This is a genomic window from Pseudomonas sp. GW821-FHT05D12 (assembly GCF_059419825.1).
In genome coordinates, this window is record NZ_JBWKSN010000018.1 from 50720 (window position 1) to 74750 (window position 24031).

23 protein-coding genes are annotated in these 24031 nt (G+C 62.8%); 10 read left to right on the forward strand and 13 right to left on the reverse strand.

What is annotated here, in order from left to right:
* Window positions 1–24: 24 nt before the first annotated feature.
* On the reverse strand, window positions 25–318 hold the full coding sequence (locus tag AC07SI_RS27260; protein WP_065900299.1) for a hypothetical protein: 294 nt from the start codon (window positions 316–318) through the stop codon (window positions 25–27).
* A 234-nt stretch (window positions 319–552) separates the two neighbouring features.
* On the opposite strand from AC07SI_RS27260, the gene pbpC reads away from it, so the two are divergent.
* The 6 genes from pbpC (at window position 553) to AC07SI_RS27290 (ending at window position 7412) form a co-directional block, all read left to right on the forward strand.
* On the forward strand, window positions 553–2868 hold the full coding sequence (gene pbpC, locus AC07SI_RS27265; RefSeq protein ID WP_495006898.1) for a peptidoglycan glycosyltransferase PbpC: 2316 nt from the start codon (window positions 553–555) through the stop codon (window positions 2866–2868).
* A gap of 141 nt (window positions 2869–3009) precedes the next feature.
* Window positions 3010–3318, forward strand: a complete 309-nt coding sequence (locus AC07SI_RS27270) for a MazG-like family protein (RefSeq protein ID WP_016972502.1) — start codon at window positions 3010–3012, stop codon at window positions 3316–3318.
* Window positions 3311–4060 carry a methyltransferase gene (locus tag AC07SI_RS27275; protein ID WP_201143461.1) on the forward strand — a complete coding sequence of 250 codons (750 nt, stop codon included), beginning with the start codon at window positions 3311–3313 and terminating at the stop codon, window positions 4058–4060. The genes AC07SI_RS27270 and AC07SI_RS27275 overlap by 8 nt, the downstream gene beginning before the upstream one ends.
* Before the next feature lie 24 nt (window positions 4061–4084).
* Window positions 4085–4687, forward strand: coding sequence for a DUF4136 domain-containing protein (locus AC07SI_RS27280; RefSeq protein ID WP_065900305.1), 603 nt, complete (start codon window positions 4085–4087; stop codon window positions 4685–4687).
* A gap of 45 nt (window positions 4688–4732) precedes the next feature.
* Window positions 4733–5290, forward strand: a complete 558-nt coding sequence (locus AC07SI_RS27285; RefSeq protein WP_315411838.1) for a DUF4136 domain-containing protein — start codon at window positions 4733–4735, stop codon at window positions 5288–5290.
* A gap of 163 nt (window positions 5291–5453) precedes the next feature.
* Window positions 5454–7412: a pilus assembly protein TadG-related protein gene (locus AC07SI_RS27290; protein ID WP_495006899.1), complete on the forward strand. Its 1959-nt coding sequence runs from the start codon at window positions 5454–5456 to the stop codon at window positions 7410–7412.
* Here the strand turns inward: AC07SI_RS27290 and AC07SI_RS27295 are convergent.
* Entirely contained in the window at window positions 7409–10138 is a 2730-nt protein-coding gene (locus AC07SI_RS27295; RefSeq protein WP_495006900.1) for a PAS domain-containing sensor histidine kinase, read from the reverse strand. The two genes, AC07SI_RS27290 and AC07SI_RS27295, sit on opposite strands and share 4 nt — an antisense overlap.
* Window positions 10135–10578: a TadE/TadG family type IV pilus assembly protein gene (locus AC07SI_RS27300; RefSeq protein WP_120447545.1), complete on the reverse strand. Its 444-nt coding sequence runs from the start codon at window positions 10576–10578 to the stop codon at window positions 10135–10137. The genes AC07SI_RS27295 and AC07SI_RS27300 overlap by 4 nt, the downstream gene beginning before the upstream one ends.
* A 72-nt stretch (window positions 10579–10650) precedes the next feature.
* Between AC07SI_RS27300 and AC07SI_RS27305 the strand changes: the two genes are divergently transcribed.
* Entirely contained in the window at window positions 10651–11100 is a 450-nt protein-coding gene (locus AC07SI_RS27305) for a prepilin peptidase (protein ID WP_495006901.1), read from the forward strand.
* Between the two features lie 126 nt (window positions 11101–11226).
* Window positions 11227–12012 carry a response regulator transcription factor gene (locus AC07SI_RS27310; protein ID WP_201143465.1) on the forward strand — a complete coding sequence of 262 codons (786 nt, stop codon included), beginning with the start codon at window positions 11227–11229 and terminating at the stop codon, window positions 12010–12012.
* 11 nt (window positions 12013–12023) lie between these two features.
* Here the strand turns inward: AC07SI_RS27310 and AC07SI_RS27315 are convergent, their stop codons facing one another.
* From AC07SI_RS27315 to cpaB, 8 genes are read right to left on the reverse strand one after another with little or no spacing between them, the layout of a single operon-like run.
* A complete protein-coding gene (locus AC07SI_RS27315; RefSeq protein WP_495006902.1) occupies window positions 12024–12281 on the reverse strand; it encodes a DUF3613 domain-containing protein in 258 nt (85 codons plus the stop codon).
* Window positions 12282–12291: 10 nt separating this feature from the next.
* A complete protein-coding gene (locus AC07SI_RS27320) occupies window positions 12292–13002 on the reverse strand; it encodes a tetratricopeptide repeat protein (RefSeq protein ID WP_065900331.1) in 711 nt (236 codons plus the stop codon).
* Between the two features lie 10 nt (window positions 13003–13012).
* The gene (locus AC07SI_RS27325; RefSeq protein ID WP_495006903.1) at window positions 13013–13900 is read right to left on the reverse strand and encodes a type II secretion system F family protein; all 888 of its coding nucleotides are present in this window, start codon (window positions 13898–13900) and stop codon (window positions 13013–13015) included.
* Between the two features lies 1 nt (window position 13901).
* Complete coding sequence (locus tag AC07SI_RS27330; RefSeq protein WP_065900333.1) at window positions 13902–14783, reverse strand: type II secretion system F family protein; 882 nt, start codon at window positions 14781–14783, stop codon at window positions 13902–13904.
* Between the two features lie 10 nt (window positions 14784–14793).
* On the reverse strand, window positions 14794–16065 hold the full coding sequence (locus AC07SI_RS27335) for a TadA family conjugal transfer-associated ATPase (protein WP_065900334.1): 1272 nt from the start codon (window positions 16063–16065) through the stop codon (window positions 14794–14796).
* Window positions 16062–17255, reverse strand: a complete 1194-nt coding sequence (locus AC07SI_RS27340; RefSeq protein ID WP_065900335.1) for a CpaE/TadZ family protein — start codon at window positions 17253–17255, stop codon at window positions 16062–16064. The genes AC07SI_RS27335 and AC07SI_RS27340 overlap by 4 nt, the downstream gene beginning before the upstream one ends.
* Window positions 17252–18481 carry a type II and III secretion system protein family protein gene (locus tag AC07SI_RS27345; protein WP_106805266.1) on the reverse strand — a complete coding sequence of 410 codons (1230 nt, stop codon included), beginning with the start codon at window positions 18479–18481 and terminating at the stop codon, window positions 17252–17254. The genes AC07SI_RS27340 and AC07SI_RS27345 overlap by 4 nt, the downstream gene beginning before the upstream one ends.
* Before the next feature lie 19 nt (window positions 18482–18500).
* The gene (cpaB, locus tag AC07SI_RS27350) at window positions 18501–19442 is read right to left on the reverse strand and encodes a Flp pilus assembly protein CpaB (protein ID WP_106805265.1); all 942 of its coding nucleotides are present in this window, start codon (window positions 19440–19442) and stop codon (window positions 18501–18503) included.
* A 331-nt stretch (window positions 19443–19773) separates the two neighbouring features.
* Here cpaB and AC07SI_RS27355 point away from each other — a divergent pair, with 331 nt between their 5' ends.
* Together AC07SI_RS27355 and AC07SI_RS27360 are read left to right on the forward strand one after the other, a co-directional pair.
* Window positions 19774–19971 (forward strand): Flp family type IVb pilin, encoded by a 198-nt coding sequence (locus AC07SI_RS27355; RefSeq protein ID WP_065900340.1) that lies wholly within the window; start codon window positions 19774–19776, stop codon window positions 19969–19971.
* Between the two features lie 45 nt (window positions 19972–20016).
* On the forward strand, window positions 20017–20424 hold the full coding sequence (locus AC07SI_RS27360; RefSeq protein WP_495006904.1) for a response regulator: 408 nt from the start codon (window positions 20017–20019) through the stop codon (window positions 20422–20424).
* Window positions 20425–20507: 83 nt separating this feature from the next.
* Here the strand turns inward: AC07SI_RS27360 and AC07SI_RS27365 are convergent, their stop codons facing one another.
* Together AC07SI_RS27365 and AC07SI_RS27370 are read right to left on the reverse strand one after the other, a co-directional pair.
* Window positions 20508–22190 (reverse strand): ShlB/FhaC/HecB family hemolysin secretion/activation protein, encoded by a 1683-nt coding sequence (locus AC07SI_RS27365; protein WP_495006905.1) that lies wholly within the window; start codon window positions 22188–22190, stop codon window positions 20508–20510.
* 187 nt (window positions 22191–22377) lie between these two features.
* Window positions 22378–23913 carry a collagen-like triple helix repeat-containing protein gene (locus AC07SI_RS27370; protein ID WP_201143469.1) on the reverse strand — a complete coding sequence of 512 codons (1536 nt, stop codon included), beginning with the start codon at window positions 23911–23913 and terminating at the stop codon, window positions 22378–22380.
* Window positions 23914–24031: the final 118 nt, after the last annotated feature.

Consider the following 24031-nt stretch of genomic DNA (forward strand, 5'->3'; position numbering starts at 1 on the left):
CCACAGGGGTTTTTGGTTTTTGGTTTAGTGGACGACCCAACTGAGGAGCCACAGGCCGAGCATCAGCCAAATGATGCCGAAGATGATCGAGGCGCGCATGAAGGCGCGTACGGCTGAGTACAGGAAGAGCAGGCCGACGATCAGGGTGAGGATGCTGATGATCGACGTGTCCATGCCCAGCGTGCGCGACAGGCCTTCGATAAAGTTGCCGCCCGCGTGGGTCAAGGCGCCGAACAACCCGCTGAGCCCGTCGACGATAAAGCGGATGACGGAGCCGAGCGCCTGGCCCAACCATTCGAAGAAGCTTTCTACCTGCATGTGTGTGTCCTGATAAGAAGGTGGGCGTATCTGTGCGTTGGTTGTTATTGCGACAGGCTAGTTCCGTGAAGCATAGAGGTTTGCAGGTTTAATAATGGGTTTCCTTTGTTTTTGGTGTACGCATTTCAGTATGGGGGCTGGCTTGTCGGGTCGCCGCCATGCTGCGAGAGCGGTGGGCCTGTGACGCATTTACCCACTGAACCACCGCTATCGCCGGCAAGCCGGCTCCTACGGGTGTTGCGTTGGGGCTTGGGCGCCGTGGTGTTGCTGGTGGCGCTGCTGTGGCTGGCGGATCGGATCTGGCCGTTGCCGCTGCCCGAGGATGACTTGGCGCGGGTGGTGCTGGCTGAGGATGGCACGCCGTTGTGGCGATTTGCCGATGCCAATGGTGTATGGCGCTACCCGGTGCAGACCGCCGAAGTGTCGCCGTATTACCTGGACGCATTGCTCACCTACGAAGACCGCTGGTTTTATCAGCACCCCGGGGTGAACCCGCTGGCGCTGGTGCGGGCGACGTGGCAGAACCTGACGGGCGCGCGCGTGGTGTCCGGCGGCAGCACCTTGTCGATGCAGGTCGCGCGCCTGCTCGACCCCCACTCGCGGACTTTCCACGGCAAGCTGCGCCAGTTGTGGCGCACGGCGCAGTTGGAGTGGCACCTGTCCAAGGAACAGATCCTCAACCTGTACCTGAACCGCGCGCCGTTTGGCGGCACGTTGCAGGGCGTGGCCGCCGCCAGTTGGGCGTACCTGGGTAAATCGCCGGCGCAACTGACGCATGCCGAAGCCGCCCTGCTCGCGGTGTTGCCCCAGGCACCCAGCCGCTTGCGTCCCGACCGTCACCCGCAGCGCGCCCAGGAAGCCCGCGACAAGGTGCTGCGTCGCCTTGCCGAATTCCAGGTATGGCCGCAGCCGGCGGTGGACGAAGCTCTCGAAGAACCGTTGCTGCTCGCCCCGCGCCTGGAACCGAGCCTGGCGCCCTTGCTCGCTCGGCGCCTGAACCGTCCGGACAGCCCGCCGCTGATCCGCACCACCCTGGACGCCACCCTGCAACGCCGGCTCGAAGACCTGCTGCTGGGCTGGCGCGCGCGCCTGCCGGAACACACCTCCGCCGCCATCCTGGTGGTGGAAGAGGAAACCATGGCCGTGCGCGCCTACCTGGGCTCGGTGGATATCAACGACACCAAGCGCTTCGGCCATGTGGACATGATCAGCGCGCTGCGCTCGCCAGGCTCCACGTTGAAACCCTTCCTGTATGGCATGGCCCTGGACGACGGGCTGATTCATTCCGAATCCCTGTTGCAGGACGTGCCCCGACGTTACGGCGATTACCGGCCGGGCAACTTCTCCATGGGGTTCACCGGCGCGGTGCCGGCGAGCACGGCGCTGTCCAGCTCGCTGAATTTGCCCGCGGTGCAGTTGTTGGAAGCCTACGGGCCCAAGCGCTTTGCCGCGCAAATGCGTATCGGCGGTGTGCCCTTGGCCTTGCCGGCGTTGGCCGAGCCCAACCTGGCGTTGATCCTGGGCGGCGCGGGCAGCCGCCTCGAAGACCTGGTCAGTGGCTACAGTGCCTTCGCCCGGGATGGCAAGAGCGCCACTCTCCGTTTACAGCCGGACGATACGCTCAGAGAGCGGCCAATGTTGTCGCCAGGATCCGCCTGGATCATCCGCCGCATCCTCAGCGGCCAGGCACGGCCCGACCGTGACCCGCGCGCCGAACTGGTACAGCGCCCGGTATTGGCCTGGAAAACCGGCACCAGCTACGGTTTTCGCGATGCCTGGGCGATTGGTGTCGGGCCGCGCTATTTGATCGGCGTGTGGATTGGCCGCCCGGACGGCACGCCGGTGCCGGGGCAGTTCGGCCTCGCGTCGGCGGCGCCGTTGATGCTGCAGGTGCACGATGTACTGACCAACCGCGACAGCCAGCGCGGTATCAGCGCAGCGGACAAACCGGTGCCGGCCAATGTCGGCGTGGCCGCGATCTGTTGGCCACTGGGCCAGCCCATGAGCCGCAGCGACCCTAATTGCCGTCGCCAGCGGTTTGCCTGGACGCTGGACAACACCACGCCGCCGACCTTGCAGGCGTTGGATCAACCGTTGAGCGTGGGCTTGATGGAAAGCGTCTGGGTCAATGCCAAGGGCCTGCGAGTGGATGCCCATTGCCCTGGCGCGGTGGCGAAAAACATAGCCTTGTGGCCGGCGCCGCTGGAACCCTGGCTGCCCAGGGTGGAGCGTCGTGAAGCGCGGATTCCGCCGGCCGACCCTGATTGCCCGCCACCGGCCTTGGCCGCTTCGTCGCCGCTGTCCATCGTCGGCGTGCGCGAAGGTGACCAATTGCGCCTGCCGGCCGCCAGCCAACAAGCCCTGCGCCTGAAACTCTCCGCCCTGGGCGGCAGTGGCCGGCGCTGGTGGTTCCTCAATGGCGCACCGTTGGGTGACAGCGCCAACCAGGAATTTATCAATGCCAGCTTCGAGCACCTGGGCCGCTACCAGCTCAGCGTTCTCGACGAAGCCGGACAGACCGCCCGGCTCGAATTCAGCGTCGTCGACTGAACCGCCATCGCCGGTAAGCCGGCTCCTACAGGGGAATGCATTCCAAACCGTAGGAGCCGGCTTGCCGGTGATAGCGCCTCAAAGGTTCACTTGCCTTCAAAGCCATTCCCCCCGAAGCTATCCACCTTCAGGAGCCCCCGCATGAACCTCGAACACCTCACCGAACGCCTGCACCGCATTCGCGATACCAACGACTGGAAGCAGTTCCACAGCCCGAAAAACCTGGCCATGGCCGCCAGCGTGGAAATGGCCGAACTGGTCGAAATCTTCCAATGGCTGACCGAAGACCAGTCCCGCCAGTTGCCTGCCGACACACTCGCCCACGCCGGGCAGGAAGTCGGCGATATCGTGTTGTACCTGTTGTTGCTGTGCAGTGAGCTGGGCCTGGACATGAACGAGGTGGTGCGCGCCAAGCTGGCCGACAGTGAACGGCGGTTCGCCCATGAGTGACCGCCATTTCGACCAGTTGGCCACGCGCTTCGCCGAAAAGATCTACGGCGGCGCCAAAGGCGCGATTCGCCTGGCGGTACTCCAGGCCGACCTGGCCGAAGCGCTGCCGGACCGCCCGCTGCGTGTGCTGGATATCGGCGCGGGCCTTGGGCACATGTCGCTGTGGCTGGCCGAGCGCGGTCATCAGGTGACCCTGGCCGAACCCGCCGAGCCGATGCTCGAGGGCGCACGCCAACGGTTTGCCGAGGCCGGACAAACGGCGACCTTCATCCATGCGCCCTGGCAAGACCTGCTGGGCCAACTGACCGAACCCTACGACCTGGTGCTGTGCCATGCCGTGCTGGAGTGGTTGGCCGAACCCCACGCCATCCTGCCGGTGCTGCACCAGCTCACGGTGCCAGGCGGCTGGCTGTCGCTGGCGTTCTACAACCGTGATGCGCTGATTTATCGCAATCTGCTCAAGGGCCACTTCCGCAAAATGCGCAAGAATGACCTGGCCGGCGAAAAGCAGAGCCTGACCCCGCAACAACCCCTGGACCCACGTGAGTTGGCGGCGCAACTCGAGGGGCTTTGGCAGGTCGAAAGCCAGAGTGGCGTGCGGGTTTTCCACGACTATATGCCGGTGGAATTCCAGGCCCGCGCGGATTTACAGGACCTTGTAGAGATGGAACTCGCTCACCGTCGTCACCCAAGCTTTGCCGGACTTGGGCGTTATTTGCACTGGATCTGCCGTCCGGTATAAGCGGCCCAGTCTGCGGAGGTCGAAATGCGTCGTCTCTGTTTGATCCTGTTGTCCCTTGGGCTGGGCGCCTGTTCCAGTCCCAACCCTTATGTGGCTGCTTCAGCGCCGATCCCGCCCGCCCCCGCGCAGGCCGCCAACACCTTCGATGCCAGCGCCTACCCGGCGCCGGTGCGTGACTATGGCGCCTACCGCAATTGGGCCTGGCGCAACGGCCAACTGCCGGCCGGCACAGCCTGGGCGGATTCGGCGCAAATTGCCGAGGCGGTCAGCGGTGCCCTTGACCAGCGTGGCCTGCGGCCCTTGCACGACAGCCGTCCGGCCGACCTGTTCGTGAGCGCCGATGTGCGCCTGGAGAAGCGCCTCAAGCAAGTCCAGGATGACTACGGCTATGGTTACGGCGGCTACAACCGCTATGGCAATGGTTATGGCATGTACAACTCCGTGCCGATCGTGCGCACCTATGAAGTCCAGGTGGTGGTGGTTCGCGTCAATCTGTTCGATGCCCGCACGGGCCAGCCGGTGTGGAGTGCAAGCGCGGAGACGGGCAGCCAGGGAAGCCTCAGTGAGCGGGGAGATGCCTTGCGCCAGGCGGTGCAGAAGGCAATGACGGCCTATCCTCCGAGTTAACAGCTATTCTCATTTCAAGTGCAGGTCGCTCTTTGGAGAACAACCATGTTTCGTCGTATCGCTACGCTCGCGTTTGTTGTGCTGCTGGGCGGTTGCCAGAATACCCAGGTCAACCACGATTTTGATGCCAGCCGGGACTTCGGCGCCTACCGCAGCTGGGCCTGGAAAGACCCGGCGTTGCAATACCGCCCGGATGATCCACGGATCAAGAGCGACCTTACCGAGCAACGCATTCGCCAGGCGGTGGGTGAGCAACTCGACCAGCGCGGCCTGCGCCCGGCTGCGGCCGGCACCAAGGCTGACTTGAGCGTGCAGGCCTATCTCATCGTCGAGGACCGCCAGCAGCAAGTCACCACCAACTACGGCGGCGCCTGGGGTGGCCCCTGGAATGGCTACTGGGGCGGGCCGATGTACAACGAAACCCGCAACGTGACTTACAAAGTCGCCACCATCCAGATCGACCTCCTCGACGGCAAGGACGGCAAGCTGGTGTGGCGCGGCAGTGACGAGCAAATGATGGCCACCTCGCCCAACCCGCAGGACCGCGACAAAGCCATCCGTACCACGGTAAGTCGCGTCCTTTCCAGCTATCCCCCTCACTAAAAACCACCACCTACCTCATGGGGGAGCAGGCTTGCTCCCACATGAGGCCTGCTGCAGCCGGTGAATTCCCGTTAGTCACCCGGGTGGCGCCGGGCCAGCGCACCCTCCAAGCCTTGTCTACACTTCACACCAACTACGGAGAGTAAGCGCTAAGGAGTGCCTGATGTCTCCCCGACTTGGTTCCCGGCAGCGTGGTGCAATTGGCTTGATGGCGGCGGGTACCCTGGCGGTAGCCCTGGTGTTCATGCTGCTGGCAGTGGACAGCGGTCGCTTGTATATGGAAAAGCGCCGGCTGCAGTCCATCGCCGACACCGCCGCCCTGGAAGCCGCCGGTCGTGGCGGCCTGTGCACGCCCTCGACTACCGCCAATGACTATGCGGTGCAGAACGCTACCCGCAATGGTTTCAAAGTGGTCGCGGGCGACACCAGTCGTGGCTTGGCAGTTACCTGCGGCTCGCTGGTGACCAATGCCAGCAATGTCCGCGTGTTTAGCGCCGACCCCACAAAAAACGATGCCGTGCGAGTGATCGCCACGCGCAGCGTGGTGACCAGTATCGCCAGTGGTCTCTGGAACATGTTCAGCGGCGTGCCGGTGTCCACCCAGATGACCTTGAGCGCGACCGCCGTGGCCGCGTATGCACCGCCGGTGGCACAGCTGACGATCCGCAGCAGCCTGGCGTCGGTGGATTCCACGAAGTCGCCGATACTGAACCTGGTCATCGGTAATCTGCTCGGTGGCAACCTGTCCCTGACAGCCGCGAGCTGGAATGGCTTGCTGACGACAAACCTGAATATGCTCAGCTACTTGGACCAACTGGCCATTCAGTTGAATGTGAAGGCCGGTGATTACGACGCGCTGTTGAGCACCGCTGTATCCGCTAGTCAATTAATCGACGCAGCCGTAAAGGTGTTGCAAAAAAACGGCTCGGTAGCGACGGCAGTCATCAACGACGTGATCTCAGTAAAAGCCATCGCGCCAAATACCCAGCTGTTGACCGTTGGAGATCTGCTCAAAGTCGCCACAGGAACACCGGCCGCCGCGTTGAATACCAGTGTCCAGTTGTTTCAGTTACTGCAGACCGTGGCACAACTGTCCAGCAGCAAGAGTGCGGTGAGTGCCGCTACTCAATTGAATATTCCGCTGATCGGCAATGTGTCGGTGCAAACCAAAGTGATTGAGCCTCCGCAGCTGTCGGCCGTCGGCAACCCTGCAAAGGCTAAGGCGGGATTGTCGCAAACCCCGCCAAAAGATCAGATCTTTGTGCGTACGGCGCAAGTTCGCACGCTGGTGTCTATCCAGCTGCCTGTGCTCAACACGGTGAACAGTTTGACGTCGGCGGTTTCGTCCCTGACCACGCCAGTGACGAGCGTCGTCAATAACCTGCTGCATCTGAATCTTGTCGGTCTGCTGGACCCGCTTTTGTGCCTGGTGTTGAAACCTTGCGACCATACCGATGTACAGTTGCTGAATGGCCTGGACATCAACATCGAAGTGGCGAGCGCTACGTCTTATGTCACGGATTTCAGTTGTGCGAGCAGTGCGACGAAGTCACTGACGGTGATGGCGAGTACGGCGCTGGCGGATGTGTCGGTGGGGAAAGTTGACCCGGTGCAGGCATTCTCCTCGACAGCGGCGGCCACTGTTCAGCCCCTCGCTCTCGTCGATATTGGCATACAGACCTGCACGGGGATTTTCGGTTGTGCCCCACGCCGAGCCGGTGCGGGAGGCAGCTTATTGCTATCGGTGGTTCATGCGCAGGTCGGCGGGACAAGCCAGAGCATGCTTTTTTCGCCCCTTAATGAGATGAATCAGGCGCCGACCTATCAACCGGTTCTGCCCGCTTCAAATGTCGTCGCTGGCTTGGTCAATACGTTGGGTGCGATCCAAGTGACTTATGTCCCCCCGCCTGCAGGCAACGTATCGGGGGGTGCGCTGGCAGGGGTCTCGGGGCTGCTTACAATGATCACGAATACGCTGATCACTGCGGTCAAAGGCGTCTTGTCACCGGTGCTGGATCCGATTGTGAATAGTTTGCTCAATGCACTGGGGATCACCGCCGGCAACGCCGAGGTCGGCGCCAACCTCACCTGCCACATGGGCCGCGCCTACCTGGTGATCTAACCTGGCTGAACCACCGGCAATTCCACACAAAACCGCGCGCCTTGCTCGCCATTGGTGACGCTCAGCCGTCCGCCCATGTTTTCCACAATCCCATAGCTCACTGACAGCCCCAAGCCCGTGCCGACGCCAATGGGCTTGGTGGTAAAAAACGGCTCGAAAATCCGCTCCAGCAAGCGTGGGTCGATGCCGCCGCCGTTGTCCTCGACCCAAATGCGTACGTGCCGGCTGTCGTGCTCGCAGTGCACGGCGATCCAGGGGCGGAACTGCGGGTTGTTTTCACGTTTGCCCAGCAGCGCATCACGGGCGTTGACCATCAGGTTGATCAGCACCTGCTCAAGCTGGTCGGCGTAGCCTTTGACCTGCACGCTGAAGTCCGCCGGGGTGACGCGCAGGTCCACGCCCTTGCCGCGCAGCCCTTCGCCGAGCAGCGACAGCGTGCCCTCCACGGCCTGGGAGGGGTCGAAGGGCTGCTGTTCGATTTCCGAGCGGCGGCCAAACACGCGCATATGGTCCACCACACGCGCCGCGCGTTGGACCTGGGCGTCGATGCGCTGGAGCTTTTCCGTCAGGTAGTCGATCTGCGCGTCGCCGTTGCCCAGGCGCTTGAGCACATTGACGATGGCCATGCGCATTACATTCAGCGGCTGGTTGATCTCGTGGGCCAGGCCCGTGGCCATTTCCCCGAGGGTGGCCATCTTCGCGCTCTGGGTCAGTTGTTGCTGGGAGCGACGTACCTCAGTGTTATCGCGGCCAACGGCCTGCACTTCCACCAATACGCCTTGCTCATCGAATACACCACGGTCGGACCACACCCACCAGGCATGTTCCCGACCCGGCAGTTGCAGGCTGATTTCGGCGGTGCTCACCGGGAATTCCGGGGTCAGTTGGCGGATGCGCTGGATAAATGCCTGGCGCTGTTCGTCCGACAACCAATCACCGAGGTGAAGCCCCGGCAGTTGCTCTGGCCGGCACTCCAGGTAGTTGGCCAGTGGCGTGTTGCCGAAGGTCAGGGTCAAGTCCGGGCGATAGCGGCAGATCATCGCCGGCGAGTCTTCCACCAGGATGCGATAGCGTTCTTCGCTCTGCTTGATCTGCTCGGCGGCCAGGGTCGCCTCGGTCACGTCGAGCCACAGCCCGACGGCTTCTACCGGCAGGCCCAGGTCATCGCGCAGCAACTTGGCCTCGTCGAGCAGCCAATGGTAGGCACCCTGCTTGTCACGCACCCGGTAGCGACTGCGCACATTGCCTTCGCGCAGCAGTTGGCGGGTGCGATCAAAGTACAGGTCGCGGTCTTCGGGGTGGATCAGTGCGGCCAGGCTGTCATGGCTGCAATCGTCCAGGGTCCAGCCCAGCACGGGCAGCAGGCTGTCGCTGAAGAAGGCCGGGTGCAACGCGCCGCCGACGTAGCGTTGTACGTAGATCACCGCCGGAGAACTCGCGATCACGTTGTCCAGGCGCGCATGGGCGGCGGCGGCTTGCAGTTGCTGGTTCTTGATGTCGCTGATGTCGAGCATGAAGCCGATCCAGCGCCGACTGTCGCCCGCGCCCAGTACCTGGCCCTGGACGCGATACCAGAGCGGCTGGTCGGCGTCGGTGCGTTGCAGGCGGACGCTGGTCAGCAGGGGCTTGCCCAGGGCCTGTAAATCCTGCAGGCGGCTGTTGAGTTCCTGGCGATCGGCGGGATGAATCAGCTCCAGCCACAGGCCCAGCGCCTGGCGCGTCGCGCCGTCTTCCTGGCCGAGGCTGCGCAACAGGCTCGGGGCGAGTTGGATTTCCTCGGTGGCGGGCAGCAGTTCCCACCAACCGGTGCCGAGCAGGCCTTGCAGGGCTTCCATGCGTTCCAATTGTTGGTGCGCGCGCTGTTCGCGCAGGCGGCTGAGCAACGGCGCGGCGAGGGCGGCGGCAAGATCCAGCCAGTCGCGTTCGCGGGTCTGTGGCTCGCCGATGTAGCAGCCGCACAGCAGCCAGGCGGCAACGCCCTCGGCGTCACGATACGGCACCAGCAACCCGTCGGCATGGCCGAAGAGGCTGAGCAGGCGCGGGTGATCATTGCGTGCCTCGGCCAGGCTCAGCGATACGTTGCCGTTGACGCCGTCCAGGCCGGTGCCGACGTGCTGGCCGGTTTGCCACAGGGCCGGTGCGTCATGGGCGGTGTATTGGCTGTAAATCCGCCAACCCCGCTCGTCGTCATCGGGCACTGCCAGGGCAACACAGGGGATTCGCCAGTGCTGTGCCAGGTTGCGCAGCTGCTCGGTGACCATGTCGGGCAAGCGACCCAGGCTGCAGACGCGCAACTGCTCGCTCATGCGGCCAGTCAGTTGGTGGTTCTGCTCGCGCTGCCCGGCCTGTTGCCTGCCGGTCAGCAAGTCACCGATGTCGAGCAAGCGCAGGATCCAGCCGTCACCCTCTGGCTCGACCCAGCCGCGGGTGTGCAGCACCTGCCCGATGCCCTGGAAATCCAGGTCGAGGCTTTGACGTAGCCAGTCGGCGGGGTGGCCTTCGACGCTCAGCGCGCTGCCGGCACACAGCAGGTCTCGCAATAATGGCCGGGCTTCGGCCACGCTCTGCGCGGCCAATTGCTGACGCAGCGTGCCGCTGAGGCTGACGACACGGCCTTGGTGATCCAGTCGCACATGCAGCCCGGCAGCCGGCACCGCTTGCGGCTCGAGAACCTGCGGGCGGGTGCGGCCCGATAGGCGCCCGAAAAGGTTATCCCCCGCGGTCAAAACTGGATACTCGAACTGGCCGTCAGGTTGGTCGGCAGGCTCGGTACGTTGCCTATGCCGGGGATCACCAGCGCCGGGAATACCGAGTTGAGGTTGGCACTGGGGTAGGTGATCGCGACGGTCAGCGTGGTGCCGGTGTAGGTGGCACTGACGAAGGAGGGCTGGAACTGGAAGCTTGCGGGGATCCAGCTCAATTGTGCGGCGACGGTATCTTTCGCGCGCTGGGTGACCTGCGTCGGGTAGGCGGTTCCGGCCGCGACCGGGTCTATCGACATGGCCTGGCGCACACCCTCGGCGGCGGCCTGGTTGAATGACTGCATCAATAACAGCGGCAGGCTATAGCTGACCAACCCATAAAACACGGCAAAGAAGATCCCGAAGACCAAGGCGAACTCGATCGCCGCAGCACCTTTTTGCTTTCTGGGGAGGCCTGTTTTCATGACTGCGTCTACCCTGACGGCTACTACCTGATATCAGCATAGAATCAATCAGCAAAAAGGGATGTTTTTTACGTGATCCATGGCGTGGTGATAGTGCTCTGGCTGGGGCTCTGTGCGGTGCAGGATATGCGTCAGCGACAGATCGCCAATGGGTTGACCTTGGGGGTTGGGCTGCTGGCCTTACTTTATTTGAGCTGGACGGGTGTCACCTGGCTGGGTGCGCCGGCGAAGGAGGGTGGCTGGGCTTTTGCCCTGGCGCTGTTGTTGGGCCTGCCGGGCTATGTGCTGGGACGCTTTGGCGCGGGCGATGTAAAGCTGTTGGCCGCGTTGGGAATGGCCACCACGGTGGACCCTTTGTTGTGGTCGCTGATCGGCGCTGCACCCGTCCTGGGCGCGTGGCTGCTTATCCATCAATGGGTTAGCGCGGGCCACGCGAACCCGGGTGTGGAGGCGTCAACAAAACAGCCTTTTGCGCCGTTTTTATTGACAGGTTTTGCACTGTATTTATTTTGGATCCATTAGTCGCACAACGCCTTTATCGCTATGTACATAGTCATAAAGTAGGTCTACGTTTATTGAGTAGATGTATAGGATTCTTCGTCGAAAGGGATAGGTCAATCTATTGGCTTTCCAGGCATGGAGTAGCGCGTGAACAAGCTCACATCGGCAGTAAAAGTGCTCGTGGTCGACGATCAGCCGCTGATCGTGGAAGAGCTCTGCGAATTTCTCGAAAACAGTGGTTATCGTTGTGTCCCGTGTGAGTCCAGCCGCCACGCCTTGAAGCGTTTCACCGAAGACGCCGAGATCGGCCTGGTGCTGTGTGATCTGCACATGCCCGACATGGATGGCATCGAGCTGGTCCAGGCCATGCAAAAGGTCGCCGGCAAGCAGCGCGCGTTCGAAGCGATCATGCTCACCGGACGTGCCGACAAGCAGGACGTGATCAAGGCCCTGCGCGCGGGCATATCCGATTACTACCAGAAGCCGATCAACCTCGATGAATTGCTCGAAGGCCTGCAACGCCAGGAAGCGGCGTTGGAGGAACGGCAAAAAGAGCTGCAACTGGGGCACCTTAACCAGAAGCTGCAGTACCTTTCCGAGTCGATCAATGACTTGTACCAGGACCTCGACAAAGTACGTCGCAGCCCGAATGCAGGGCTGTCCGACGATGGCGAGTCAGCCGAAGAGGCCGGGCCGGTGGAAATCCCGACCATCTTCAATCAGCTCTCGCCCCGTCAGCTGGACGTGGCGCGGCTGGTGGGCAAGGGCCAGACCAACTATCAGATTGCCTGCGAGCTGGGCATCACCGAAAACACGGTCAAGCTGTATGTGTCCCAGGTCTTGCGCCTGACCCATATGCATAACCGCACCCAACTGGCATTGGCGTTGTCGCCGAACAATTCGGCAATGCGCCAGCGGGTGACGGCCCACTGACGCGCGCAGCGTTATTGACTCTTCCCGCCTTTGGATGACGCTTCGAAGAACTCCGGAATCGGATGCTTGTTGCTGTCGAGCCAACGCTGCATGGCCTGCTCCCTTTCGGTGGGCGTGGTCTTTTGCGGTGTCGGCGAGGCGGCTCGGCCATTGATCTGCAGCGCCATCCAGTTCTCCGTCTCTGCCTGCTGTGGAGACGAAGGGCCGGGTGGAATGGCCACTGCGCTCATCGGCAGCAACGCCAGGTAAACCAGGTAATAGGCTTTCATCGTCGACTCCTTATTTGATGGTCACCGGCAGCGCATCACTGACTGCCGCGACGTTGCGTGCTGCCGCGCTGGACTCCTTGAGTTTCACCGCGCGAGCCTGGGCCTCAGTGACCTGTTCCGGGCTCAGGCCCAACTGGCTGACCACTTTGGCCGCTTGCCCCCAGTCATCCTGATAGATCAGCAGGGTCACCAGGTTCACGGCCGCCAACGGTTCGCCCTGCTTGAGTTCGATGGCCGTCATGAACTCGAAGCGCGCGTCTTCCAGGCGCAATTGGTTGAGGTACACCACCCCCAGGTCATTGCGGATTTTTTCGTCGGTAGGTGCCAGGCGTGCAGCCCTTTGCAGGTGGGCCATCGCCTGGCCGTTGTCACCCTTGGCGGCGGCCAGTTGTCCCAGGCCGTGCTCGCCCTCGGCCGTCATGCAGGTGCCGAGCAGGCTGCGGTACAGCGGCTCAGCCTCGCTGCGGCCCAACAAACGGTAGTTACGCGCCTTGCGCTGGCGCACCTGGGGCAAGGTGTCCGGCAGGTTCTGCAGGTTGGCCAGGCTGGCGTGCAGCTTGCCTTCGTTGGCGAGGTCATCGGACAGGTTCAACGCCAGTTCCTGGTCGGCGCTGGGCTTGCTGCAACTGCCGGGTGTGGTCAACGCCGCCCAGGGCGATTGACCGTTGGTGGCGCATCCACCGAGCATCAACAGGGCCAGGCCGGCGATCAGTACTTTCATCAGGGTTTCCTCAAAAGTGGCTCAAGGCGCGGGCGATGCCGATAAAGGCGGGGCCGCCGAGCACGATCAGCAAGGCTGGAAACAGAAACACCATCATCACCACCGACATTTTTGCCGACATCTTCGAAATGTATTCCTGCAGGCGGGTCAGCCGGCGGTCATCCAGCAATTGCTTGAGCGCCAGCAGGGATTTCATCGCGCCGCCGCCTTGCTGGATCAATTGCTGAAGGATGATGCAGGTGTCGGTGAACTCGTCCACTTCAAGCAGGCGGGCGGTCTTGCCCAGTTCTTCGCCCAGCTCCAGGCCGGAATCGACCCGGGCCAGGATCAGGCGCAGCTCGTGCGTGAGGCTCGGCAGTAAGCGCTGCGCGTCGTTACCCAGCACGCGCAGAGACTGTTCAACCGCCATGCCCGATTCGAACAGGATGCGCAGCAGTGGAATGAAGGTGGCGATCTCTCTGGCGATCCGCTGCTGGCGGTATTTGGCGGCCGCGGCGAGTATGCGCTTGGGCAGCAGGTAGCCGATGCCCAGGGCAACCGCGGGGGCAATCCACACAGGGGCGGCCTGCGGGAAAAACAGCTCCTGGCCGAGGAAGGTCAGGCCCATTAATACAATCGGCACGCCGACCTGGAAGGCTGCGAACAGCGAGCGCTGGCTGGCCTTGCGCCAACCGACTCGGTTGAGCAGCACCTGGGTTTCATTGTCCAGGCTGACCGAGCGCTGGGCCAGGCTGCTGCCGCCGAGTTGGCGCATGAACGCGCCGATTTTGTCATCGCTGCCGGTCCGCCCCTGCAACCGTTCGGAGACGCGACGATCGCGCCGGCGATGCTCAAGGACCTGGCCACCCACCAGCACCAGGGCGGCAAGGAACATCAAGGCGCCAGCCAGAAGCACCATCTCAGACACTCCTCAACATGCGCCACATGGCGAAGGTGCCTGTCAGGTCCATCGCGAGGGCGACGAACAGCAGGGTGCGCCCGGTGTCGTCGTTCCACATGGTCAACAGGTAGCCAGGGTTGACCAGCATGAAGTAACTCACCAGCAAAACGGGCAAGCCACCCAGCAGGTACGCGGTCATGCGGGTTTCACCGGTCATGGCCTTGAGTTGGCGGGCTCCCTGTTCACGCTCGCGAATCATCTTGATCAGGTTTTCCAGCAGTTCGCTGGCGTTGCCGCCGTAGCGATGGTTGACCTTCAGGCCCAGGGCAAACAGGCGAAATTCATCCTGTTCGTAGAATTCGGCAAAGTCACTCGCCGAGTCCGGCAGGCTCACGCCCATGCGCACGTTGCGCTGCACACGGCCCATGGCCTCCTTGAGCGGGTTATCAATATTCTCGATACCGCCCAATACGGCGTCGGCCAGGGTCCTGCCGGATTTCAGGCTGCGTACGCTGTGGTCCAGCAACTGTGGCAACTGTTCGACCATGCGTTGCACCCGCCGCTGGTAACGCCAACTGATGTAGACGCGCAACAGAATGGGCGGCCCCAACACCATCACTGCGAGGCCCAGCCCGTCGGCGATCAGGTAGCCGAACAACGCGCCGACGATCCAACCGCTGAGCCACAGGCCCAGTCGATCAGTCGGCTTGCCCAGCCCCGCGCGCAGAAACATGCGCTCAAGGCCGGACCAGCGAGTGGGTTCTTCACGGGCCTCGGGTTGGCCGTCGCCGAGGCGCTCCAGCACGCGGTCAGTCTGGGCCTTGCGCAGGCCGTGCTGAAACTGCCAGAGCGACAGCCCGATCAGCAGCAGGCAAAAAAGCAGCAACATAGGTCCGGTCATCAGGCGCCCCCTATAACGGCAAGGCCGATTCGCGGCGCAGTTTGTCACCGGCCGGGTTGATGGCTTCGCGCAGGAAACCGAAGCCGGTGCGCCGGTCCAGCCGGAACAGGGTATTGGTGACGTACACGTCGTCGCGCACGCCCACCACCTCGACGACTTCGCTGACGCAGCGGCGGCCATCGGGCATGCGTGTCAGTTGAATCACCACGTCCAGGGCGGCGCAGATCATCTGGCGCAGGGTTTTTTCCGCGATCACCCGGCCGGTCAGGCCCACCAGGGTTTCCAGGCGCAGCAGGGCATCCTGGGCATTGTTGGCGTGTACGGTGCTCATGGAACCGTCGTGGCCGGTGTTCATCGCCGTCATCACATCGAGCACTTCCACGCCTCGGATTTCGCCGAGGATGATGCGGTCAGGGCGCATCCGCAGGGCGTTGCGGATCAAGTCGCTGGACCGCACTTCACCATGGCCTTCGGCGTTTGGCGGCCGGGTTTCCAGGCGCACCACATGGGGGTGGCCCAGTTGCAGCTCGGCGACGTCCTCGATGGTCACCAGGCGCTCGTGCGGGTTGATCAACTGGCTGAGGATATTCAGCAGTGTGGTCTTGCCGGTGCCGGTACCGCCGCTGATGAGAATGTTGCAACGCTTGCCGACGGCCTCCTGAAAGAACTCGAAAATGCTCTGGTCGATGGTCTGCATGGCGACCAGGTCGCTGCTCTTGAGCATGTCCTTGCGAAACTTTCGAATCGACAGGCACGGCCCGTCCAAGGCAATCGGCGGGATGATCGCGTTGACCCGGCTGCCGTCCGGCAGGCGCGCATCCACCATCGGCGAGGACTCGTCCAGGCGCCGTCCCAGCGGCGCGAGAATCCGCTGCATCACGCGCTCGACGTGGTGATCGTCGATAAAGCGCAGGTCGCTCTGATGCAGCAGGCCGTCGCGCTCGATAAACACCCGGTGCGGCCCGTTGACCAGAATCTCGGTCACCGAGGGATCGCGCAGCAGCACTTCCAGTGGGCCGAAACCGGTGAGTTCGTCGACGATTTCTTCGGCCAGGCGTTCCATTTCATAGCGCGAGATCGCCAGGCGCATGCGCGTGATGTATTCGGAGACTTTGTCGGTGACAAACTGCGCCAGCGACTGGCGCGTGCCTTCGAGCAGGTTTTTGCCTGACTCCTCGATGGCGTCAATGATGTAGCGGTGCAGCACCAGCTTCAGGCCATCATGGTCGCTGTTGCCGCTGACGCTGCGGGCCGGGCCGCCGAAGAGTTTTTCGCTGGTCATCGTCCCGACCCCAGGAAGCGTTCAAACCAGCGCATCGAGGGTTTTTCCAGACCCTCGGAGCGTTTCGCCAGGCGTTCGCCCAAGGTGCGTACGGCTTGGGTCAGGGGTTCGCGCGGGGCCAGGGCGAACAGGGTCTGGCCCTGGTTCTTGACGTTCAGGCGCAGTTCGGCGCTCAGCGGCAGGACGGCGATGCACTCAAGGCCGAAGCTTTTTTCCAGGGCTTCGGTGTCGGGTGCACAGGATTTGATATAGCGGTCGACCACCAGCTTGGCGTGCTCGAGTTTCATGCCTTTGTCGCGCCAGCGGTTGAGCACCGCCAGGTTGCGGCGGCAATCGAGTACGCTCTGGTCAGTGCACCACAGCAGTTTGTCGCAGTGGCTGACAAAGGTACGCAGCGCCTCGCTGTCCGGTTGCCCGGTAATGTTCACGACGATGTGCTGGAAGTGTTGGCGCAACGCGCTGAGCAGCATGTACAGCTCGGCGGCGCTGGTCAGTTTGAGCGGTTCGTCACCGGTGGCATAGGCCAGGATGCGCAGGCCATCCAGGGCTGTGGTGAAGGCGCTGTTGATCAAGGTGGTATCGAGACGGCGCAGGTGCCGCAATGCATCGCCAAAGTTGAACGTGCTTTCCAGCCCCAGCAGCGCCAGGCTGTCACTGCGTGGCAGGCCCAGGTCGAGCAGCAGGGTCTGTTGCCCGCTTTTTTGCACCACCAGCGCCAGGTGCGTCGCCAGCATCGCCCCATCGGCGTTGCTCTGGGTGCCAAACAGCACGGTCAGGCCGCCCAACTGCGCACTCGAAGTCACCGGCGGCAGGCGCTTGCTCAGGCGCCGCACCAGGCCTGCGACTTCACTCGAGCGCGAGCCATAGGCGACGAAATCGCGGGCGCCGGCGCGCATGGCATTGAGTACCAATTGGTTATCCATGCCATCGCCGAGGGCGACCACCGCGAGCATCGGCTTGGCCTCCAGGGCCCCTTCGATCAGCGCACTTTGGGCCACCACGTTTTCACGGTCGAGGCCGACGAACACCAGGTTGGCGAAGGTCACGTCGACCAGCGCGAGCAACTCATCCAGGCTGCCACCGCCGGCACTGACCACTTGGCCAAGGGGCGCGAGTGCGCCCTGGAGCCATTCCAGGTCGGTGGTGTTGCGGGTAATTGCCAGAAATGTCTGGCTCAGGCTATCGCTCATTGGGAAAGTCCACTGCGACGATCGAAGTTGCCGTTTTCCAGGAAGAACAGGCGGTACCAGTTCGGGTCGTAGGTGCGCAGTTTCTCGCCGGGCAGGGAAGGCAGTTGCGCATTCGCGGCCAGCGGCTGGACCAGGTGCGGCGTGACGATCATCAGCAGCTCTTTTTCTTCGCGGCTGATGTTGGAATCGCGGAAAAACGCGCCGAGGATCGGGATGTCGCCCAGGCCTGGAAACTTGCTGATGGTGGAGCGGTTGGTGCTGCTGATCAGGCCGCTGATCACGAAGCTTTCGCCATCGGCCAGGGACACGCTGGTGTCGGTTCGACGCACGGTCAGGGCGGGCACCTGGATCCCCTGGATCTGCACGGCGTTGCTGTAGTCGAGTTCGCTGACCTCCGGCGCGACCTTGAGGGTGATGCGATTGCGGTCGATCACCGTGGGGGTCAGGGTCAGGCGGATGCCGAACTCCTTGTACTCGATGGAGATACTGTCGCTGCCGCTGCTGGGCACCGGAATGGGCACTTCGCCGCCGGCCAGGAAGGTTGCGCTCTGCCCGCTCAGGGCTACCAGGCTGGGACGCGACAGGGTATAGGCGAAGCCGCTCTGTTCGAGGGCGTTGATCATCGCCGAGATCCGCCCGCCACCGAAGCCGATGTTGAAAAAGCCATTGTTCACTGCCTGCCCGCGAAAGCTGTTGGCGGTGGTGGCGGGGATCGTGCCATTGCCCGGGCTGCCGAACAGGAAATTGCCACCTTGGCCGAACAATGAGGTACTGGCTTCCTTGAGCTTGGTACGGCTGACCTCGACAAAGCGAATGTCGGTCTGCACCTGGCTGGGCAGCAGCGGGTCCTCGGAAGGCGACAGCGACAAGCTGGTCAGCGCCGAGGTGGCCTTGCCCTTGACGAACACCATGCTCTGGCGCGGCGCGCTGGCGCAGGCGGTCCACACCATCAGGCTGGTCGCGCCGACACCGACGCCGGTCAGCAGGAAGTTACGGTCGCCGTTGACGCGCACATCGGCGATCTTCGGGTCGCCAATCGCCAGGCGGGTTATTGCCACCGGCGATTGCAGTTCCTGTTGCAGGCCTTCTCCCACCTCGACCACGGCGGGCAACTGGCCCAGGGCGCTGCAATTGCCCGGCGCCGCGAAGGCCATGCCCGCCGGCAGGCTCGACAGCATCAGGGTCCAGGCGAGGTGCGTGAACATGGCAGTGTAGCGATGGCTCATTCAAGGCATCCTTGCTCAATCACGGGGTTTGTGGGGCTGCTTGGGCACCGCGAATCACTTCAATGCCACGACGTGCGCCGGGCTCGCCGGCGACTGTGGCTACCCGCTTGGGCGGGCCGATCAGAGCCAGCTGGGTGAATTGATAGAGGTCGCGGTTGGCACTTTCCAGTTTGTCCGGTGCGTCGCTTTCGCCGGCCCAGTAGCGACTGAGCAGCTGTTCGTCGGCGCTGCGCACGGCCAGGCGCAGGGTGCCGGCCTGGGCCGCGAGCATCAGGCGACTCAATAAGGCTTCCGGTACAGCCAGCACTACGGTGCGGGCACCGGCACGGCGTTGCGCGGCCTGGGCGCGTTCTTCAGGCGTGGCCGGTGGCGGTACCGCAGGCGTGCCGTCATTGGCCAGGCCCATTTGATCGCCGACGCTGAGCAGGCGCATGGCCGGCAGGACGATTTGGGCTGACGGCTCGGTATTACCGTTGTCCTGGCGCAGGAACAGCAGCACGTCCACGTAGTCGCCTGGGCTCAACTGGCCGGCGACGCCGATGACTTCATCCACCGCGACGGCCAGCGCCCGCTCATCTGGGCGAATCATGCGGGCCAGCGGGCCGCCGGCGTTGAAGCTCTCTTCGTTGAGCCAGGTGCCCGCAGCCAGCATGCGCAGCGGTTTGCGTCCGATCGCCTGGTCCAGTTGCGTCAGGCTGCCGGCGGGTACGGTGCGCAGTTTTTCCACGGCCAGGTCAGCAGCGGTCAGTGGTACGAAAGCAGGGACGTCATGCACCAATACCACGACGGGGGTGCGGTTCTGGTCTTCGACGGCAGCGACGGTTTTTTCCACGGAAACGACAGGTGCGGTGGGTGCCGTGACGGGCTCCGGCGAGCGACTCAGTACCAGCCCCCAGTACCCTGCAATCAATGCCCCGATCAGCAACAAGCCGGCCAGGACCATGCTGATACGACTGTTCATGACGGCTCTCCCTTTCCCGTTGCATTACACACTCGTTAATCCAATCGAGTTAATTCGCAACCTGGCTGTGATGAACAACTAACGATTTGGCTATTTGAAGGTAGCTCAGCTAGGACGAAATGCCATTACCTGACAGAAAATTTATCTGCACGCCAAGGCGTTGCCTTTTGAACAGCGGGTTTATGGCGCCAACGTTGTGACTAATACTTTCTGATTAATGCGTTATTACAGTTGTGAGCCTGGGGTTTGTTGACAATGCTCTAGTGGCACGCCGTGATTATCTGGATCTAGAGCCCTTCGGCTTTCAGTGGCGTTCTTAGGGAGAAGTCTTATGTTCCTTGACCTGATGTTGAAGTTCTATGTTCAGACACAACTATTCTTCAAACGCAAAGAGGGCGCGTCAGGTATTGAATACGCCATTATCGTGGCGCTGGTGGCGATTGTTATTGTCGGTGCAGGCTCGGGGCTGGGCACCAAGATCGCCTCGGTGTTCAACGGTATTGCCAACAAGATGACCACCGTGACCTGAGTTAAAGTGTAAAGCCACCCCCTTAATCCACGGGCAGGTACGGTCATGAGCGCATCTTCTTCGGGTCGCCAACAAATCTTATTGGTGGACGATGAAGAAGACGCCCTGATCGAACTTGCCGAGTCCCTCGGTAACGAGGGATTTGTCTGTTTTACCGCCAACTCTGTCACCTTCGCCCTGCAAGAATTGACACTCCACCCTGACATTGCCCTGGTCATCACTGACCTGCGCATGCCCGAGGAAAGTGGCATTTCCTTGATCAAGCGTCTGCGCGAACACACCTCACGCTCGCACCTGCCGGTGATTGTCATGTCGGGCCATGCCGAGATGGACGACGTCAGCGATATGCTGCGGCTGCAAGTGCTCGACCTGTTCCGCAAGCCGATCTACCTGGTGCGGTTGATCGATACCTTGAACAACCTGTTCCCTCTCGCAAAGAAATTCACTGAGTAGCGGTCGCCTTGCCGGTGCTGGCGTCCGTGAGATCGCCCGCGCGGCTGGTTGCGCCCACCCGGCAGGTGAGCGCAGTGCGAGGTTCAGAGTTGGTAGCTGAAGCTCAACGTGTAGCGCGGACGCCGATCAAAGTTGTCCAGCGCCACTTCCGACATCGGCTTGGCCGCTTCCAGGGAGATGTTGTAGTACTTGGCGTCACCGAAGCGCAGGCCGACGGCGGCCGATGACATGTTGTTGCCCTTGATCGGCAGGTCGTTGAACCAGGTCTTGGCGCGGTCGAACACCACATAAGGCTGCAGGATGCGCACCCATTCGCCGGCGCGGTTGTAGCTGTAGTTGACCTCATACGCCACGCCCCACCCCTTGTCGCCCGAGCCCTGGTCATCGGGGTAGCCACGGGCGAAGTTCTGCCCACCGAAGGTGGCGCGCTCGCTGTCGGGCAGGGTGTCATCACTCCAGTAGAGCGCGCCGGACAGCACGCCTTGCCAGTTATCGAAGAGCTTGTTGCTCTGCACGCCGGACAGGCGCAGGCGGAAGAAATCGAGGTCCGGCTTGAGGCCACCGAAGTCACTGCGGGTCTTGGCGCCCATGCCGTTGATGCCTTGGTACAGGCCAGCGCTGAGGATGCGCAATTGGGTGGTATCGGCCTTGCGCCAATCACCCTCGAACGCCAAGGCGCGCAGGTCGGTTTGCAGCTCCAGGCGCTGGGGGAAACCTTCGAGTTTGTAGCGGGTGGTCTGGTCGACCGCGTAGTAGCGGGCGCCGAGGCTCAGGGACTCGTTGGGCGAGGCGATCACGGGGTGGCTGAAGCCGATGGAGTAGCGGTCGATTTCCTGGTGCGGCTTGAGTTCGAAGCCGTCGCCCAATTGCAGGCTGGTGCGTGGGTCGGCGCGGTAGCGCTCGCCCGACAACACCAACTGCGTGCCCTCGGCATTGATGAACTGGCTGTAGGCGGCGCGGTAGTAATGCTCCTTGTCGTCGCCCGGTGGGAACAGCCCGCTGAGGCTCAGTTGTTCCCCCATGGATGTCCACGAATTGCTGGTGGCCGTCAGCAGCGCTTGCGTACCGCCACGGCTGGCCTCGTTCAGGCTCATGCTGGTGGTGAACGGTTTGCGGCTGGCGGTGATTTGCATATGGGTGCCGCCATCAGTGGTGCCGGGCGGCGGCACCTGCGCCTGCAGGGTCACCCCGGGGATGGCGCTCATCAGCGTGGTGTAGCGCTCGAAGGTCTTGCGGGTGAGCGGGCGTTCGGCCTTGAGTTTTTCCGCGAGTTTGTCGACGTAGGCCGACACCGAGCCGATGTCGCCCTGCAGGTCGTAATCGCGGATATAACCCTCGACCAGCACCACGTGCACCAGGCCGCCTTCAAAGCGTTGTTCCGGCAGGAAGGCGTAGGACAGCAAATAGCCGTCTTCCTGGTAGCGACGGGTGATGCTGCGGGTGGCTTCGATCAATTGCGCCAGGTTGGTTTCATGGCCGATCAGGGGTTCGAAGGCCTGGGCGACTTCCTTCAGCGGGTAGACCGTGCCGCCGTCGATCTGCAGCTTGCGAATAGTCACCTTGGTGTCCATCAGCAGGGGTTGCGCGGCGGTGGCAGCGGGGGTGGGCAACTGGGTCTGCGGGGTCACCGGTCGATACGCATCGGCGGGCAGGTTGGGCACGGGCAGGTTGCGAATGGTGTCGTTGCTATTGAGGAAGCTGGGTAGGGTATCGGCGTGGGCGTAAGCACTGAGGGTGAGCAATAACAACGGCGTCAAAGCGCGCATAGGACACTCCATGGTCAAAACTGCAGCAGCGTATTGCAGGGTCCCGCCGGGCTCTGGAGGCGCGGTTCGGGTGTTTTCAGGGATCGATCATTGACCCATAAAAAAAGACGAGAGACTTATTGGGGTCTCTCGTCTCAACCAAGCGTAGGCGCTGTAGGTGAGGCCGTCTAATCGGCCAGGTGCAATTCTATTTTTTGCCGGTAAGGCCACCGATCAGGCCGCCCAGCAGACCCCCATTTGCACTGGCACCTGCACCTGCGGAGGCGGATGCGCCGGCTCCCAGGTTCAGGCCACCGCCGAGCAAACCACCGCCGGTGTTGGTGCCGCCGGTCACCAGCCCGCCGATCGAGGCCACGGTGCCGCCTACTGCGCTCACGGTACCGCCCAAGGCGTTGGTGACCGGGTTGGCGTTAGTGCCGCTGATTTTGCCGCCCAGGCTGCTGACGGCGCCGCCGACATTGGTCACCAGGCCGTTGACGGGAGCACCCAGGCCGGTGGCGTTGCCGACGGTTTGGGTCAGGCTGGTAACGCCGCTGGTGATAGGGTTCAGGGCGCCGCCGACCTGATTGGTGAGGGCAGCAACCGGTGCGCCTGCCGCGGTGTTCGGTGTGCCGCTGCCACCCAGCAGGGTACCCAGCGATGCCACGGTACCGCCCGCTTTGACGCCAGTGACGCCGGTCGCGCTGACCACGCCATTGCTGCTGCCTGCATCCAGGCCGCTGCCGGCGCCTGCGATCACACCACCGATGAGTTCCGCCAGGCCCAGTTGCCCGGTGCCACCGCCAGTGCCACCACCCGTGCCGCCGCCACTGCCGCCACTGCTGTCGTCAGCCGGGTCGACATAGCCGCTGGCTTTACCGACCACGGTGCCCACGCCATTGAGCACATTGCCCACAGCGCCAGTGACAGGGTTGCCGGTGCCGCCGGCATCGGCGACTTTATCGCCCAGGCCGTCAACGGTATCGCCGACTTTTTGCAGCAGGCCGCCGACAGGCGTATCCAGGCCTGTGGTGGTGCCGACTTTGCCGGTGGTTTTTTCCACCAGGGACACCACGGGCACCAGTACTTTCGCGCCGACGGTGTTGGTGACCGAGCCCAGTGGGCCGGTGGTGCTCGCCGTGCTGAGTGTGTCGCCGAGCATGGTCACGGCGTTGCCGACCTTGCCCACTACATTGCCGACAACGGGGGCGGCACCGCTGACCACGGGCACTTGCCCCAGCAGTGTCGCCACATTTTGACCGGTCGTGGAGACACCGGTGCCGAGATCGGCGACTCCGTTGGCCACGCCGGCCACGGTTTTGCCCAGTGCATTGCTGTCGGTACCCAGTGTGCCCAGGCCATCCGACACGCCCGTGCCGATGCTGCCGACAGCGGTGCCGACAGAGGTCACCAGGCCACCTGCGGTAGCCCCCACGATCGGCAGGCTGCCGAGTGTGGTACCGAGGCTGCTGACAGTGCCGCCGAGGCCGGTTACGGTATCGCCGAGGGTATCGGCCACGTTAGCCGTGACCAGGGTGCTGGTGGTGCCGGTACCGCCACCTCCTGTGCCGCCACCACCAGTACCCCCGCCGCCGGTACCGCCACCGCCAGTGGATGCGTCCGGTGAGGAAGCGGAGCCGCCACTGTGATGCCCACCACCACCGCTGCTGCAGCCGCCGAGCGTCATTGCTACTGCCAGGGCCAGCGCGGTACTTGCTTTCCAAAACACTACTTGAGCTTTCATGATTGAGTTCCTTGCACCTGTACAACCTTGGTTGTCTCAAACGCTCGCTATTTCTAGGGATAGCGATGCGTTTGTCCGTGTGGCTATAACAAGCCCGGGCGCTCTTTCTCACAATGCT

What these genes read in the sequence shown, in the direction of transcription:
- AC07SI_RS27345 (WP_106805266.1), bottom strand. Translation starts at nt 18,481, where the DNA reads ATGAGCCATCGCTACACTGCCATGTTCACGCACCTCGCCTGGACCCTG.
- AC07SI_RS27355 (WP_065900340.1), top strand. Translation starts at nt 19,774, where the DNA reads ATGTTCCTTGACCTGATGTTGAAGTTCTATGTTCAGACACAACTATTC.
- AC07SI_RS27300 (WP_120447545.1), bottom strand. Translation starts at nt 10,578, where the DNA reads ATGAAAACAGGCCTCCCCAGAAAGCAAAAAGGTGCTGCGGCGATCGAG.
- AC07SI_RS27330 (WP_065900333.1), bottom strand. Translation starts at nt 14,783, where the DNA reads ATGACCGGACCTATGTTGCTGCTTTTTTGCCTGCTGCTGATCGGGCTG.
- AC07SI_RS27280 (WP_065900305.1), top strand. Translation starts at nt 4,085, where the DNA reads ATGCGTCGTCTCTGTTTGATCCTGTTGTCCCTTGGGCTGGGCGCCTGT.
- AC07SI_RS27315 (WP_495006902.1), bottom strand. Translation starts at nt 12,281, where the DNA reads ATGAAAGCCTATTACCTGGTTTACCTGGCGTTGCTGCCGATGAGCGCA.
- AC07SI_RS27370 (WP_201143469.1), bottom strand. Translation starts at nt 23,913, where the DNA reads ATGAAAGCTCAAGTAGTGTTTTGGAAAGCAAGTACCGCGCTGGCCCTG.
- AC07SI_RS27285 (WP_315411838.1), top strand. Translation starts at nt 4,733, where the DNA reads ATGTTTCGTCGTATCGCTACGCTCGCGTTTGTTGTGCTGCTGGGCGGT.
- AC07SI_RS27340 (WP_065900335.1), bottom strand. Translation starts at nt 17,255, where the DNA reads ATGAGCGATAGCCTGAGCCAGACATTTCTGGCAATTACCCGCAACACC.
- AC07SI_RS27360 (WP_495006904.1), top strand. Translation starts at nt 20,017, where the DNA reads ATGAGCGCATCTTCTTCGGGTCGCCAACAAATCTTATTGGTGGACGAT.
- AC07SI_RS27365 (WP_495006905.1), bottom strand. Translation starts at nt 22,190, where the DNA reads ATGCGCGCTTTGACGCCGTTGTTATTGCTCACCCTCAGTGCTTACGCC.
- AC07SI_RS27290 (WP_495006899.1), top strand. Translation starts at nt 5,454, where the DNA reads ATGTCTCCCCGACTTGGTTCCCGGCAGCGTGGTGCAATTGGCTTGATG.
- AC07SI_RS27335 (WP_065900334.1), bottom strand. Translation starts at nt 16,065, where the DNA reads ATGACCAGCGAAAAACTCTTCGGCGGCCCGGCCCGCAGCGTCAGCGGC.
- AC07SI_RS27325 (WP_495006903.1), bottom strand. Translation starts at nt 13,900, where the DNA reads ATGGTGCTTCTGGCTGGCGCCTTGATGTTCCTTGCCGCCCTGGTGCTG.
- AC07SI_RS27320 (WP_065900331.1), bottom strand. Translation starts at nt 13,002, where the DNA reads ATGAAAGTACTGATCGCCGGCCTGGCCCTGTTGATGCTCGGTGGATGC.
- AC07SI_RS27270 (WP_016972502.1), top strand. Translation starts at nt 3,010, where the DNA reads ATGAACCTCGAACACCTCACCGAACGCCTGCACCGCATTCGCGATACC.
- AC07SI_RS27275 (WP_201143461.1), top strand. Translation starts at nt 3,311, where the DNA reads ATGAGTGACCGCCATTTCGACCAGTTGGCCACGCGCTTCGCCGAAAAG.
- cpaB (WP_106805265.1), bottom strand. Translation starts at nt 19,442, where the DNA reads ATGAACAGTCGTATCAGCATGGTCCTGGCCGGCTTGTTGCTGATCGGG.
- AC07SI_RS27260 (WP_065900299.1), bottom strand. Translation starts at nt 318, where the DNA reads ATGCAGGTAGAAAGCTTCTTCGAATGGTTGGGCCAGGCGCTCGGCTCC.